Origin of the sequence: Gordonia sp. 135 (assembly GCF_009720185.1) — a bacterium.
GTDB classification, from domain to species: domain Bacteria; phylum Actinomycetota; class Actinomycetes; order Mycobacteriales; family Mycobacteriaceae; genus Gordonia; species Gordonia alkanivorans.
The window spans coordinates 1,442,849-1,456,523 of record NZ_CP046257.1 but is presented as its reverse complement, the minus strand read 5'-3'; the positions used below and the strand labels follow the sequence as shown (position 1 = coordinate 1,456,523).

Here is a 13,675-nt window from a genome sequence, read left to right as displayed (position 1 = left end):
TAAACCGTTTGGTTGAATACGACGATGCGCCTGTCCGCGCGCTTTGTCAACCCCTTGGTTGAATACGCGGCTAAAGAAGATCCGTATGACGTTGTGCCCGGTAGCCGGGCGCAACGTCATACGGATCTCGGCTCGTGTCGGCTCAGGCAGGCCCGACCGGCGCGTCACCGCGCAGCGTGATGCGGTGCATGACCCGGCGGTTGTCGCCATAGTCGCGGTTGGCGTAGTGCAGGGTGTTGCGGTTGTCCCACAGCACCAGGTCGCCGAGGCGCCAGCGGTGCCGGACGATGTGCTCGGGCTTGGTGATGTGCGCGTAGAGCAGGTCGAGAATGCCGCGGCTCTCGGCCTCCGACACTCCCTCGATGTGAGAGGTGAAGCCCGGGTTGACGAACAGCGACTTGCGGCCGGTTTCGGGATGCACCCGCACCACCGGATGGCTGACCGGCACGAGTTCGGTGACTTCCCTGCCGTCCCAGTTGTTTCCGCGTCCGTTGCGACGCTGCTTGAGGTAGTAGCCGAACTCGCGGCTGCCGTCGTGCACGGCGGTCAGCCCGTCGACGAGGCGTCGGATCGGCTCGGACAGCGACTGATACGCGAGTTCGGCGTCGGCCCAGTTGGTGTCACCGCCGTTGCGCGGCAACACGACCGGGCGCAGGATCGAACCCATCGGCGGACGCGGCATGAACGTCACGTCGGTGTGCCACACATCGGCGAATCCGTTGTCGGCACTGTCGAGTTCATAGACCTCGTCCGGCACGTCCCCGCTGTCCCACACCGGATGCCCGAAGGTGAGGTCGCCCAGCCGATTTCCGAACTCGATGTGCGACGCGTCGTCGAGCTGCTGATTCCGCAGCACGATGACCTTGTAGTCGATCAGCGCCTGACGGACGGCCCGCACCTCGTCGTCCGACGCGGTGGCGACGTCGAGACCGCGGATCTCGGCACCGAAGCTGGGCCCGAACTCGTCGACGTCGAGTTCGACGCCCGAGGAGACGATGCCGGCAGCGGGAGCAGTGGTGCGGCGGACGTCAGAAGCGGGATGGGAGATGGTCATGACGGTTCCTTCTCGAAGATGACTGGTGGTCGCGAGGGGCAACAGCCGCCGGCGGGGATCCGTGGTGAGATCCGTCGGACCAGTTCATCGAGTGGACCGTCATCAGACGCATCGACTCCGTTCCGTCCGCCGGCCCGGTACACGACATGCTCGACGAGCAGTCGTGGTGCGGGGCGGACGGTTCGAAAACGGACACCCGTACTTTCTAATCCCCCGTCACCCGCTCGGACAGGGTTCGGCCCAGGGTGAGGAAAACACCCCGCGGCACCGACACGATCCTCAGCCGACCGCGAGCCACACCGCGAGGCCGAGACCACACAACCCGACGACGATCCGCAGCGGGCCGGCGGGCAGGCGTTTGACGACCGGCGGGCCGCACCAGCCGCCGAGCAGGCACCCGATCGCCATCGCGAGGGCCGCCCACCAGTCGACGGGGCCGAAGATCATGAAGCCGACCGCGGCGACCGCGTTGGCGACTCCGAGGAACACCGACTTCGACAGTGCAGCGCGCCAGAGCGGCTCGCTGGTGACCACCAGCATCAGAGCCAGGATCATGATGCCTGCGCCGGCGCCGAAATAGCCGCCGTAGATGCAGATCAGCGTCAGGCCGACGACGAAGATCCAGGGACGCTCGGCATGCGAGGTCGCCCATCGTCGCAGAACCGGTTGTACGAGAAGCGCTATGGCCGCGATGGCCACCAGGAACGGGACCAACGCCTCGAAGGCCTCGGCGGGCGTCAGGAGAAGCAGTACCGCACCGAGGGTCCCGCCGATCAGGGCGGCGATCAGCCCGATGACGAGGCGACGACGGTCGCCGTCGAGCAAGGCCTTCCCCGACTGGGCGGTGCTGCCCACCCCGACCGCGACGAGTGCGACCGTGTTGGTCACGTTCGCCGCGATCGGGGTGAGACCGACCGCGAGAAGTGCGGGATAGCTGACGATGGACGCCAGCCCGGTGATGTATCCGATCAGGCCCGCGCCGAAACCGGCGACGACCAGTAGTGCGAGATCAGTGAGCGAAATGGCGTGCCCCGGTGAGGTAGAGCGTCACGCCCGCCTCGTCGGCCGCCTCGATGACCTCGTTGTCGCGGATCGAACCGCCCGGCTGCACGACCGCCTTGACGCCCGCGGACAGCAGCACCTGCAGACCGTCCGGGAACGGGAAGAAGGCATCCGACGCCCCGACGGACCCGGCCGCGCGATCGCCGGCACGCTGGACGGCGAGGTGAGCGGAGTCGACACGGTTGACCTGGCCCATGCCGACGCCGACCGAGGCGCCGTCGGAGGCGAGCAGGATGGCGTTCGACTTCACCGAACGGCAGGCGCGCCAGGCGAATTCGAGGTCCGCGAGGGTCTGGGCGTCGGCCGGCGGGCCGGCGACGAGATTCCAGTTGTCCGGGTTGTCGCCCTCGGCGTCGATGACGTCGCGCTGCTGGATCAGCAGACCACCCGAGACCGGCTTGGTCTCGACCCCGGTGGCCGACGGCGGTGTCGCGACCAGCACGCGGATGTTCTTCTTGCGGGTGAGGACCGAGAGGGCGCCGTCGGCGAAGCCCGGCGCGACGACGACCTCGGTGAAGATCTCGGCGACCTGCTCGGCCATCTCGACGGTGAGCTCGCGGTTCGCGGCGATCACGCCACCGTAGGCGCTGACCGGGTCGCAGGCGTGGGCCTTGCGGTGCGCCTCGGCGATGTCGGCGCCGACCGCGATGCCACACGGGTTGGCGTGCTTGATGATCGCGACCGCCGGGGCCTCGAAGTCGTAGGCGGCGCGCCAGGCGGCGTCGGCATCGGTGTAGTTGTTGTAGCTCATCTCCTTGCCGTGCAACTGCTCGGCGGTGGCGAGGCCACCTTCCCCGGCGTTGCCGACGTAGAGAGCGGCCGCCTGGTGCGGGTTCTCGCCGTAACGCAGGACGGCCGAACGGTTCCAGGTGGCACCGGCCCAGATCGGGAACTGCGAATCGTCCTCGGGTGCGACGACACTCGACATCCACGAGGCGACGGCCACGTCGTAGTCGGCGGTGTGGCGGAATGCCTTGGCGGCCAGCTTCTTCCGGTCGGCGAGGGTGAACCCGCCGGCCGAGATCGCCTCGGTCACCTGTCCGTAGTCACCGGGGCTCGTCACGACGGCCACCGACGGGTGGTTCTTCGCCGCGCCGCGCACCATCGACGGGCCACCGATGTCGATCTGCTCGATGCACTCGTCGGGGGTCGCGCCCGAGGCGACGGTCGCGGTGAACGGGTAGAGGTTCACGACGACGAGATCGAATGCGGCGACGCCCAATTCGGCGAGCTGCGCGACATGGTCGTCCTTGCGGGTGTCGGCGAGGATCCCGGCGTGCACCTTGGGGTGGAGGGTCTTGACCCGGCCGTCGAGGCACTCGGGGAAGCCGGTCAGCGTCGACACCTCCACGACCGGGACACCGGCGTCGGCGATGGTCTTGGCGGTCGATCCCGTCGAGACGATCTCCACACCGGCGGCCTGGAGTGCGGTCGCGAGATCGGCCAGGCCGCTCTTGTCGTAGACACTCACCAGCGCGCGCCGGATGGGTCGGCGGGCGCTGTCAGCGGGCTGTGCGTTCACGGGATGCGGGCCTTTCGTCCATCGATGACTACTCCACGGGTGACCAGTGCGGTCACCACTTCGGCGAGCAACACGCACTCGACCGTCTTGATGCGTTCGTGCAAGGTGTCGACGGTGTCTTCGTCGTCGACCGTGACCACCTGCTGCGCCAGGATCGGCCCGGTGTCGACGCCTTCGTCCACGAGGTGGACGGTCGCACCGGTGACCTTGACGCCGTAGTCGAGTGCCTCGGGCACACCGTGCGCGCCGGGGAATGCCGGCAGCAGCGCGGGGTGGCTGTTGACGATCCGTCCACCGAAGCGTTCGAGGAATGCGGGACCCAGGATCTTCATGAAGCCCGCGGTGACCACCCAGCCGGGATCGACGGCGGCGACCGCCTCGGTGAGCGCGGAGTCCCACGCGGCACGATCGGCGTGGTCGGCGACGCGGCAGGTGATCAGCGGGATCTCGTTGCGATTCGCGATCTCCTGGGCCCGGCAGACGCGATCGACCACGATGGCCGCGACCGCGAACGGGGCGTCGTCGGCGGCGGCGCGGGCGAGCAGCGACTCGAGCAGAGAACCGGTACCCGACGCCATCACCACGACGGGTGTTCGTACGGGCGCGGTCTCCGATGTCACGCTTGGGAGCCTAATAGCAGCACGTCGAGCGGGAATCGGCGGGTCTCAGCGCCGACGGCCGGCACCGGGTGTTCCCGGGTAGAGGTCGTAGTCGGCGTCGTCGACGAGATCGCTGTCGTCGACGTCCTCGGCCGGGATCCGGTTGGCCGAGGGCACGGTGTCGTCGCCGGCGGCAGGCACGAACCCGTCGGCCTCGTACCCCGCGTCTTCGTACCCCGAGTCTTCGTGGTCGGCTTTCTCGTAGACGGTCTCTTCGTACTCGCCGTCCTCGTAGGCCGCGTCGTCGTACGCGCCCTCGTATTCACCCTCCGCGTCCGTGTACTCGACGTACTCGTCGTCCTCGTCGAGGTCGGCGACGATGACGTACTCGTCCTCGAAGCCGAGGTCGTCGAAGTACTCGTCCCCGACCGCGGCGCGGGCGGCCCGGGTCGAGGGCAGGAAGGCGTAGACGATCGCGAGGAGGATGCCGATCACCGCGATCCAGCCGAGCGTGAACACGCCGGCCGCGGAGACGGTGACCGCGACGTCGCCGAATTCGCCCAGCGTTCCGCCGGCGGCCGCGGTCAGGATCGCCATCGCCGAGGCGGCAACGGCGGCTGCGACCCCGATCGAGCGCACGTGCGCGACCGGATTGAGGTCGCGGCAGCGCCAGCCCACGAAGCCCGCGACGGCGGCGGGGGCGATCAGGCCGAGGAAACCCCAGCTGCCCGCACCGGTTCCGTCGGGTAGGACCGCGAGTGCGGGGACGGGCGGCACCGCTCCCCCGCGGACGGTGAACAGGTCGACGGTCATCGCGCCGATCTGGACATCGGAACCGACGAGGATCGCGGTCGCACCGATCATCAGGTTCGGCAGATACATCAGCGACAGCAGGCTGAGCCCGAGGAAACCGTCGAAGTCGTAGCCGGTGTCGATCAGCTCGCCGATCTCGCCGTGCCGCATCAGCATGCGCAGACACACCAGCACCGCGCCCGCGACCACCAGGGCAAGCACGGCGACGAGGCCGTACCGGAAGCCGCGGCGGTCGGCGTAGGACATCCCCCACCGGGCCGCGAAGTCGTGCCGTCGTACCCATGTGACCCCGGCCAGCGCCGCACCGCCGTGGATGCCGATCGTGTAGGCGAAGGCGAGCAGCGCGTTGGGCGTCTGCACCGGCAGCACCGATCCGCCGTCCATCACGATGGCCAGCGACATCGCGGTGATCAGCAACGGGCCGACGATCGCCGAGCACACCACCGCTCCGACGTCGAACAGATCGTGCGCGGATCGTTGCGTGGGGCCGCTGCCGCCGATCGCGCGGGCCGTGAGGCGGGCGGTGCCGATCGCGACGACCAGGGTCGGCAGCAGCGGCAGGACACCGATCGTGACCCCGCTGATGGTGACCGGCACCTGGTGGATCGCCAGCCAGCTCGAGGCGATCGCACTGGGCAGGCCGGTGAGTCCGCTGCCCGCGAGCAGCAGCACCGTCAGCATCACGACGATGAGCGTGACCAGGGCGAGAGCGGGGACGGTGAACGCGACCACGGCCAGCTGCCGGGCCGACCCCTCGACGTCGTTGCGCTGGGCACGACGGGATCGTCGCAGTGCACGCAGCTGCGACGCCAGGTTCTCCGCGGTCGAGTCGGGCCTGAAGGTGGGCATCGTCATGAGCGTGGCATGGTCGGCCGCCGGGCCGTCGGAGACGCGCCGCGATGAGACGGAAAGCGTCTCACGTCACCGACCGCTGTGCCGAGAGACGACGGTGCCCCGCCGACGTGTGTCGGCGGGGCACCCCGGAGATACTTCGATTAGCTACCGCTGCTGGTGGGCGGTTCGGGCTTCTGGAAGACCGTGGTCGAGTGGTCGGCGGCCGGGCCGGCCTCCGACTCGGACGCACTCGCGGATGCGCCACCCGATCCCGCGCCGCCGGAGGCACCCGCCGAGTACTGGCCGGGGTTGTAGGCGCCGTAGCCGGACTCACCGGGCGCCGACGCCTGACCCGACTGAGCGCTGGAGTAACCGCTCTGACCGGTGCCGGACGTCTGCGAGTACGCGGACGGGTCGTAGTTCGCCGAGGACTGCTGGCCGTACTGCGACTGTCCGCTGCCTGCGCCATAGGCGGTGGCCTGGGCGTCGCCGTGGGCCTGGCCCTGTCCGGCGGCCTGCTGGCCCGCCGAGGCCTCGGTGCCCGACGTCGCGGCCGTGATCGGTCCCGTGGCCGATGACGGGGCCGCGAGCGCGGGCGCCACCTTGACGACGTCGGCTTCGACGAGCAGCCACACGATCGCGAGGAGCGCCGACAGCAGCGAGAAGATCAGCAGGACGATGGCGCCGGAGGCGTTGTTGTCCACGCTGAGGAACAGGAACAGCGTGATCAGGAAGGCCGGAATGGTCAGCGCTGCGACGATCGGAGCCGCCGCGACCTTGACGCCCGGGATCAACGAGATGAGCGCCAGGACACCGGCGACGGCGACGAGCGCGTACGGGGCGTTGAACGGCGTCTGGAACAGCTCCACCGAGAAGTCATAGGCCCGTGCGGCGGCGAGGAACCCGGAGAACAGCACGACGAGACCGAACAGACCGATGACACCGGCCAGGATCGTCGGGGTGATCGCGGGCAGACCCTGGCTCGGCGGCTTCGCCGGCTGCTGCTGGCCGTAGCCGTACTGTCCGTAGCCCTGCTGCTGGCCGTACTGCTGCTGTCCGTAACCCTGCTGCTGTTCGTAGCCCTGCTGCTGTCCGTACTGCTGGCCATAACCCTGCTGCGGATTCTGGCCGTACTGCTGTCCGTAGCCCTGCTGCGGATTCTGGCCGTAACTCTGCTGGCCGCCCTGCGGGTACTGCTGGCCGTACTGGCCGTGGGACTGGCCGGACTCGGGCTGCTGCCCGTAGCCCCCCGTTGGATACGTCATGGCGATCTCCTGGTCGGCTCGTCTGGGTTATCTGGCTCAGGTCGCGCGCCGGTGATGACAGCCTCGGCCGTCACCGCCCCGACGGGCACAACACCCGGCCCACGGTAGTACATGTGACCGGCGGGCCACATGGACCGTTCGGCGCCTGCCGTCGACGACACCGTCCACGCTAGGTCATGCGCGACGATGCCGTGGTGCGGCCGTGCACAGCCGTCACCAGCGATGAGCTCGGCCCTGTTCGGCGTACCAGTCGACAAGCGAATAATCGTCCACCGACTTCGGATCGATGTTGACCTCCGACCGGCCGGCCAGAATCGCCGTGACCGGAACCTCGAGCTTCTTCCCGGTGCGCGTGTGCGGGATACCCGGGGCCTCGATCACCTCATCGGGCACATGGCGTTTCGACAACCGGTCGCGGACCGCTGCGGCGATCCGCGCGGTGAGGGCGTCGTCGAGGACGGCACCGGGGACGAGGGTGACGAACAGCGGCATCCAGTAGGCGCCGTCGGGTCCGTCCACGCCGAGGACGAAGGCCTCCGCGATCTCGTCGAGCGCCTCCACGACCTCGTAGATGTCGGCTGATCCCATGCGGATTCCGTGACGGTTCAACGTCGCATCGCTGCGGCCGTGGATGACCAGGGAACCGCGTTCGGTCACGGTCACCCAGTCGCCGTGACGCCACACCGGCCCGTCGGGATGCGCTGTCGGCCCTTCCCACTCGTGGTCGAAGTAGGCGGAACGGTAACGCGCGCCGTCCCGATCGTCCCAGAAGTGCACCGGCATCGACGGCATCGGCGCGGTGACGACCAGCTCGCCGACCTCGCCGACGAGGGGCGTACCGTCCGGCGCCCAACTCTCCAGCGCGACACCGAGATAGCGCACCGACAGCTCACCGGGTACCACCGGCACCCCGACCGATCCGCCGGCGAAGGCCGACACGATGTCGGTGCCGCCGCTGATCGACGAGATCGGCAGTCCCTGCTTCACGTGGTCGTCGACCCAGGTGAACAGGTCGGCGGCGAGCGAGGAACCCGTACTGCCCAGGGCGCGAAGCGGAGCGAGGTCGTCGTCGCGGCCCGGTTCGAGCCCGGCCTTCCGCGAGGCCTGCAGCTGCCCGGGCGAGGTGCCGAAGTAGGTGACCTTCTCGTCGGCGACGATCTGCCAGAGCCTGTCGGCGTCGGGGTAGAGCGGCGAACCGCTGTAACAGACGATCCGCGCCCCGCAGAGGAGACCGGCGACCTGGTAGTTCCACATCATCCAGCTGAGCGCGGTCTGCCAGAAGAAGACGTCGTCCGACGACAGGTCACCGTGGAGCGCACCGGCTTTGAGGTGCTCGACGACGACGCCGCCGTGCCCGTGGACGATGCCCTTCGGGCGGCCGGTGGTGCCCGAGCTGAACAACACCCAGAGGGGATGGTCGAAGTCGACGAGCACAGGTTCCGCGTCGCCGGCCTCCGCGGTGAGCGCGTCGGCGTAGTCGATCCGCGTCGTGCTGTCCGCCGTCGGGTCGCCCGCGTCGCCGCCGATCGTGATGTGCGCGACGAGTTCCGGCAGCAGGCTCGCGAGTTCGGCGCTGTCCGAACGCTTGTCGATGTCCTTGCCGCCGTATCGGTATCCCGCGGCGCTGAACAGGATCTTCGGCCGGAGCTGCCCGAGCCGGCTCGCGGCGCCCTGCGGCGCATAGTCCTGGCCGCAACCCGACCAGATGGCGCCGAGGCTGGCGGTGGCGAGGAAGGCGACGACCGCCTCGGGGATGTCGGGCAGGTAGGCCGCGACAACATCGCCGGTTCCGATCCCCTGTGCCCGAAGCGTCGCGGCCAGGGAGGCGACCAGGCCGGGGAGTTCCGACCAGGCGATCTCGGTCCGTGCCCCGGCCTCGTCGAGTCCGACGACGGCGGCGCCCGGAAGGTCGGCGTGGCGCAGGATCTGGCTCACGTAGTTCAACCGGACACCCGGGAACCACTGGGCGCCGGGCATCCTCGGATCGGCGAGAACGGCTGCGTCACCCTCGGCGAGGGGTTCGGCGGCCAGGGCGTCGAGGTCGAAGAACTCCCACACCGCTCGCCAGAACTGCGCGGGCTCTCGTACCGACCACTCCCACAGCTCGTCGTAATCCGCGGCGGCCGTGCCGAACCGGTTCTCGACGTGCCGGCTGAACCGCTCGATCGCGGCACCGGTCATCGCAGGTCCTCCAGGATGTGCGTGGCCTCTTCGCGCATCGCGACCTTGCGCACCTTCCCGGTGACGGTCATCGGGAATTCCTTCACCACGTGGACGTATCGAGGGATCTTGTGCCGAGCGATCTTGCCGTCGGCGAAGGCTCGGACGTCCTCGACCGTGAGGTCGGTGGCGTGATCGCGGAGCCGGACCCACGCCATCAGTTCTTCGCCGTACTTCTCGTCGGGGACGCCGATCACCTGGGCGTCGAGGATGTCGGGATGGGTGTAGAGGAATTCCTCGATCTCTCGCGGATAGATGTTCTCGCCGCCACGGATCACCATGTCCTTGATCCGGCCGGTGATGCGCACGTACCCGGCGTCGTCCATCTCGGCGAGGTCGCCGGTGTGCATCCACCCGTCGGCGTCGATGGCCTCGGCGGTCTTCTCCGGATCGTTCCAGTAGCCGGTCATCACCGAGTAACCGCGCGTGCACAGTTCGCCGGTCTCGTTGCGGCCGAGGGTCTCCCCTGTACCGGGTGCGACGATCTTGATCTCGAGATGCGGACCGACCTGACCCACGGTGGTGACCCGGAGTTCGAGCGGGTCGTCGACCCTGGTCTGGGTGGACACCGGCGACGTCTCGGTCATGCCATAGCAGATCGAGACCTCGCTCATGTGCATCCGATCGACCACCTGACGCATCACCTGCTCCGGGCACGGCGAGCCGGCCATGATGCCGGTACGCAGCGACGACAAGTCGGGTGCGTAGCCGTCCGGGGCGGCGTCGAGCAGTGCGAGTTCGGCGATGAACATCGTCGGCACGCCGTAGAGGCTGGTGCAGCGGTACTCGGCGACCGCGTCGAGCGTGGCCTTCGGGTCGAAGGCGGGACCCGGGATCACCATGGCCGCACCGTGACTCGTGGCGGCGAGGTTGCCCATCACCATGCCGAAGCAGTGGTAGAACGGCACCGGCAGGCAGATGCGGTCGTCAGCGGTGTAGTCGAGCAGCTCACCGACGAGGTAACCGTTGTTGCCGATGTTTCGATGCGACAGAGTCGCGCCCTTGGGGAATCCCGTTGTGCCCGAGGTGTACTGAATGTTGATCGGGTCGTCGGCGGACAGCGAGGCGGCGATCTCGGCGACCCGTGCCAGTTCCTCGTCGGACGGGGCCGCGGTCAGTTCGGTCCACGCCGCGGACTCGAACGTCACCACCTCCCGCAGATCCGGACAGTCCGGACGGGCCTCCGCCAGCATCGACGCATAGCCGGAGTCCTTGAACCGTTCGGCCGCGAGGACGACGCTCGTGCCGGACTGTTTCAGGGCGTAGGAGACCTCGTTCTGCCGGTAGGCGGGGTTGAGGTTGACCAGGATCGCGCCGATCTCGGCGGTGGCGTACTGGACGAGCACCCACTCGAAGCGGTTGGGCGCCCACAGTCCGACCCGATCCCCCTTCTTCACGTCCGACCGCAGCAGACCCGCGGCCAGCGCCCGCACGTCGCGGTGGAACTCGACGTAGGTCCACCGACGCCCCGAGGGGGCGTCGATGAGCGCGACGCGATCGGCGTACTTCTCGACGGTCCGCGCCAGGGTCACGCCGATGGTGTCCGTCAGCAGAGCAGGACTCTGCGGCCCGTGGGTGTGGGCGAGGTTCTGGGGGTGAGCGTCATTGCTCATGAGCGGGCTCCGGTCTCTCGGTGGTGTCGGGGGAACGAGGGGTGTCGGAAAGCGTTTTGGCGCAGCGGGATCAGGCGTGGATCAGGCGTCGGCGTCGGCGGGGCGTTCGGCCACGCGGGACAGCACGACCTCCGCCTGCCGGAGCACCGGGCCGTCGATCATCTGACCGTCGAGGCTGAAGACCCCGCCACCGTGTTCGGCGGAGCCGTCGATGACCTTGCGCGCCCACGCGATCGACTCCTCGGACGGCTGGTAGCCGGCGCGGATGTGCTCGACCTGCGACGGGTGGATGCACGCGGTCGCGGTGTAACCGAGGGCCACCGCGTCGCGAACCTCGGCGACGAGACCGTCGACGTCGTCGATGTCGAGATGCACCGAGTCCACGGCGAACTTGCCGTGCGCCGCGGCCGCGATGCGGACCATCGACCGGACCCAGGCGGCGACGTCGCGGTACTCGCCTGCGCGCGGCTCCCCGGGCCCGAACCGGCTCGACGTCCCGCCGAGTCCGGCGACCAGGTCCTCGGCGCCCCACATGAGGCCGATGCAGTTCGACGTGGCGGCGATGTCGTTGGCGCGGGTGGCACCCAGCGGCGTCTCGATCAGCGCGATCGTCTGGAACGCGGTGTCGAGGATCGACGCCACGTCCTCCGACTTGGCCTGCATGACGACGCGGTAGTTCGTCTCCGAGACCGCGGCGAGGTCGCGGCGGTAGTCGCCGGTACCGGCCGGGTTGATCCGCACGATGGTGCGGTCCGGGTCGATCGGGTTGGCGATCAACGCTTCCCGTGCGGCGGCACGATTCTCCGGCGAGACCGCGTCCTCGAGGTCGAGGATCACGACGTCGGCACGGTCAAGGGCCTTCTGGTAGCGCTCGGGCCGGTCCGCGGGGCAGAACAGCAGTGCGGGCCCGGCCGGCAGCCAGGCGTTGGACAGCTGGGAATCGCCCAGGCTCGATCCGCTCACGAGCGAATTGTCGGCGGGTCCGTCGAAGAACATCGTCGTCACTCCGTAGGTTTCTTGCGCACCAACGTGGCCCGCGCGGCTCGCGCGACGACCTCGCCGTGCTGATTGCGTCCGATGTGGGTCAAGTTCACCACGCCCTCCCCCGGCCTCGACCGGGATTCGCGTTTACCGGTGCACAGTGTCTCGGCGTAGAGGGTGTCGCCGGCGAACAGCGGCGCGGGGAACGCAACCTCGGAAAAACCGAGGTTGGCCACCAGTGTGCCCTGTGTCAGCTGGCTGACCGAGAGACCCACGATCGTCGACAGCGTGAACATGGAGTTGATCAGTCGCTGTCCACCGAAACCGGGCTGCTGTGCCGACCACGCGGCGTCGAGGTGAAGCGCCTGGGTGTTCATCGTGAGCGTCGTGAACAGCACGTTGTCGGCCTCGGTCACGGTGCGTCCGGGACGGTGCTCGTAGAGCGTTTCCTCGGTGAACTCCTCGAACCACAGGCCGAGCTGAACGACCCGGTTCACGGGTGCCTGTTCGTTCTCGCTCATGCGAAACCCAGCTCACGGGCGATGAGCATGAGCTGCACCTCGGTGGTGCCCTCACCGATCTCGAGGATCTTCGAGTCGCGGTAGTGACGGGCGACGGGGTACTCGTTCATGAAGCCGTAGCCGCCGTGGATCTGCGTGGCGACGCGCGCGTTGTCCATGGCCGCCTCGCTGGCCACCAGCTTGGCGATCGACGCCTCCTTCTTGAAGGGCTTGCCCGCCAGCATCTTCGCGGCCGCGTCGTAGTAGGCGGTGCGGGCGACGTGGGCCCGGGCCTCCATCCGCGCGATGGCGAAGGACACCGACTGGTACTCCCCGATCGGCTTGCCGAACGACTGACGCTCCTTGGCGTACTTGACGCTCTCGTCGACGCAACCCTGCGCGGCACCGGTTGCGAGCGCCGCGATCGCGATGCGGCCCTCGTCGAGGATCGACAGGAAGTTGGCGTAGCCGCGGCCGCGCTCGCCGAGCAGATTCTCCTTCGGCACGCGCACATCGGTGAACGTGAGCGGGTGGGTGTCCGAGGCGTTCCAACCGACCTTGTTGTAGGCCGGTTCGGCGGTGAACCCGGGGGTTCCCGACGGCACGATGATCGTCGAGATCTCCTTCTTGCCGTTCTCCTTGACCCCGGTGACCGCGGTGACGGTGACCAGCGAGGTGATGTCGGTGCCCGAGTTGGTGATGAACTGCTTGCCGCCGTTGATGATCCACGAGTCACCGTCGTCGCGAGCGGTGGTCGCGGTGGCACCTGCGTCGGAGCCGGCCCCAGGCTCGGTCAGGCCGAAACCGGCAAGCGCGGTACCGGCGGTGAGGTCGGGCAGGTACTGCTGCTTCTGCTCCTCGGTGCCGAACCGGTAGATCGGCATCGCACCCAGGCTCACGCCGGCCTCGAGGGTGATGGCGACCGACTGGTCGATCTTACCGAGTTCCTCGAGCGCGAGGGCCAGCGCGAAGTAGTCGCCGCCCATGCCGCCGTACTCCTCGGGGAACGGCAGCCCGAAGAGTCCCATCTTGCCCATCTGGGCGATGACCTCGTACGGGAAGGTGTGGTCGGCATCGTGTTTCGCGGCCACCGGTGCCACCACCGTCTGCGCGAAGTCGCGCACCGTCTCGATGAGGTCTGTGTACTCCTGCGTGAGTTCCATGAGAGTCCTGTTCACTCTTGTAGCTTCGATTCGATTGGTAGCAAGCCTC

11 protein-coding genes are annotated in these 13,675 nt (G+C 68.5%); all 11 read right to left on the bottom strand.

Going from position 1 to position 13,675, the window contains the following annotated elements:
* Positions 1 to 142: 142 nt before the first annotated feature.
* The 11 genes from GKZ92_RS06655 to GKZ92_RS06605 all read right to left on the bottom strand — a co-directional run bounded on the left by GKZ92_RS06655 (position 143) and on the right by GKZ92_RS06605 (position 13,626).
* Positions 143 to 1,054: a TauD/TfdA dioxygenase family protein gene (locus GKZ92_RS06655; protein WP_051406014.1), complete on the bottom strand. Its 912-nt coding sequence runs from the start codon at positions 1,052 to 1,054 to the stop codon at positions 143 to 145.
* Between the two features lie 279 nt (positions 1,055 to 1,333).
* The gene (locus GKZ92_RS06650; RefSeq protein WP_081474351.1) at positions 1,334 to 2,077 is read right to left on the bottom strand and encodes a sulfite exporter TauE/SafE family protein; all 744 of its coding nucleotides are present in this window, start codon (positions 2,075 to 2,077) and stop codon (positions 1,334 to 1,336) included.
* The gene (gene purH, locus GKZ92_RS06645) at positions 2,064 to 3,638 is read right to left on the bottom strand and encodes a bifunctional phosphoribosylaminoimidazolecarboxamide formyltransferase/IMP cyclohydrolase (RefSeq protein WP_035755609.1); all 1,575 of its coding nucleotides are present in this window, start codon (positions 3,636 to 3,638) and stop codon (positions 2,064 to 2,066) included. The genes GKZ92_RS06650 and purH overlap by 14 nt, the downstream gene beginning before the upstream one ends.
* Positions 3,635 to 4,258 carry a phosphoribosylglycinamide formyltransferase gene (purN, locus tag GKZ92_RS06640; RefSeq protein WP_035755607.1) on the bottom strand — a complete coding sequence of 208 codons (624 nt, stop codon included), beginning with the start codon at positions 4,256 to 4,258 and terminating at the stop codon, positions 3,635 to 3,637. The genes purH and purN overlap by 4 nt, the downstream gene beginning before the upstream one ends.
* Positions 4,259 to 4,303: 45 nt before the next feature.
* Positions 4,304 to 5,899, bottom strand: a complete 1,596-nt coding sequence (locus tag GKZ92_RS06635) for a cell division protein PerM (protein ID WP_051406017.1) — start codon at positions 5,897 to 5,899, stop codon at positions 4,304 to 4,306.
* Positions 5,900 to 6,045: 146 nt separating this feature from the next.
* Positions 6,046 to 7,149: a DUF5336 domain-containing protein gene (locus GKZ92_RS06630; RefSeq protein WP_035755604.1), complete on the bottom strand. Its 1,104-nt coding sequence runs from the start codon at positions 7,147 to 7,149 to the stop codon at positions 6,046 to 6,048.
* Between the two features lie 213 nt (positions 7,150 to 7,362).
* The gene (locus GKZ92_RS06625) at positions 7,363 to 9,330 is read right to left on the bottom strand and encodes an acetoacetate--CoA ligase (protein ID WP_035755603.1); all 1,968 of its coding nucleotides are present in this window, start codon (positions 9,328 to 9,330) and stop codon (positions 7,363 to 7,365) included.
* Positions 9,327 to 10,982 (bottom strand): AMP-binding protein, encoded by a 1,656-nt coding sequence (locus GKZ92_RS06620; RefSeq protein ID WP_035755602.1) that lies wholly within the window; start codon positions 10,980 to 10,982, stop codon positions 9,327 to 9,329. The genes GKZ92_RS06625 and GKZ92_RS06620 overlap by 4 nt, the downstream gene beginning before the upstream one ends.
* A gap of 81 nt (positions 10,983 to 11,063) precedes the next feature.
* Positions 11,064 to 11,978, bottom strand: coding sequence for an HpcH/HpaI aldolase/citrate lyase family protein (locus GKZ92_RS06615; RefSeq protein ID WP_005201196.1), 915 nt, complete (start codon positions 11,976 to 11,978; stop codon positions 11,064 to 11,066).
* Between the two features lie 5 nt (positions 11,979 to 11,983).
* Positions 11,984 to 12,484 (bottom strand): MaoC family dehydratase, encoded by a 501-nt coding sequence (locus GKZ92_RS06610; RefSeq protein ID WP_155225124.1) that lies wholly within the window; start codon positions 12,482 to 12,484, stop codon positions 11,984 to 11,986.
* Entirely contained in the window at positions 12,481 to 13,626 is a 1,146-nt protein-coding gene (locus GKZ92_RS06605) for an acyl-CoA dehydrogenase family protein (protein WP_005201192.1), read from the bottom strand. The genes GKZ92_RS06610 and GKZ92_RS06605 overlap by 4 nt, the downstream gene beginning before the upstream one ends.
* Positions 13,627 to 13,675 lie beyond the last annotated feature (49 nt).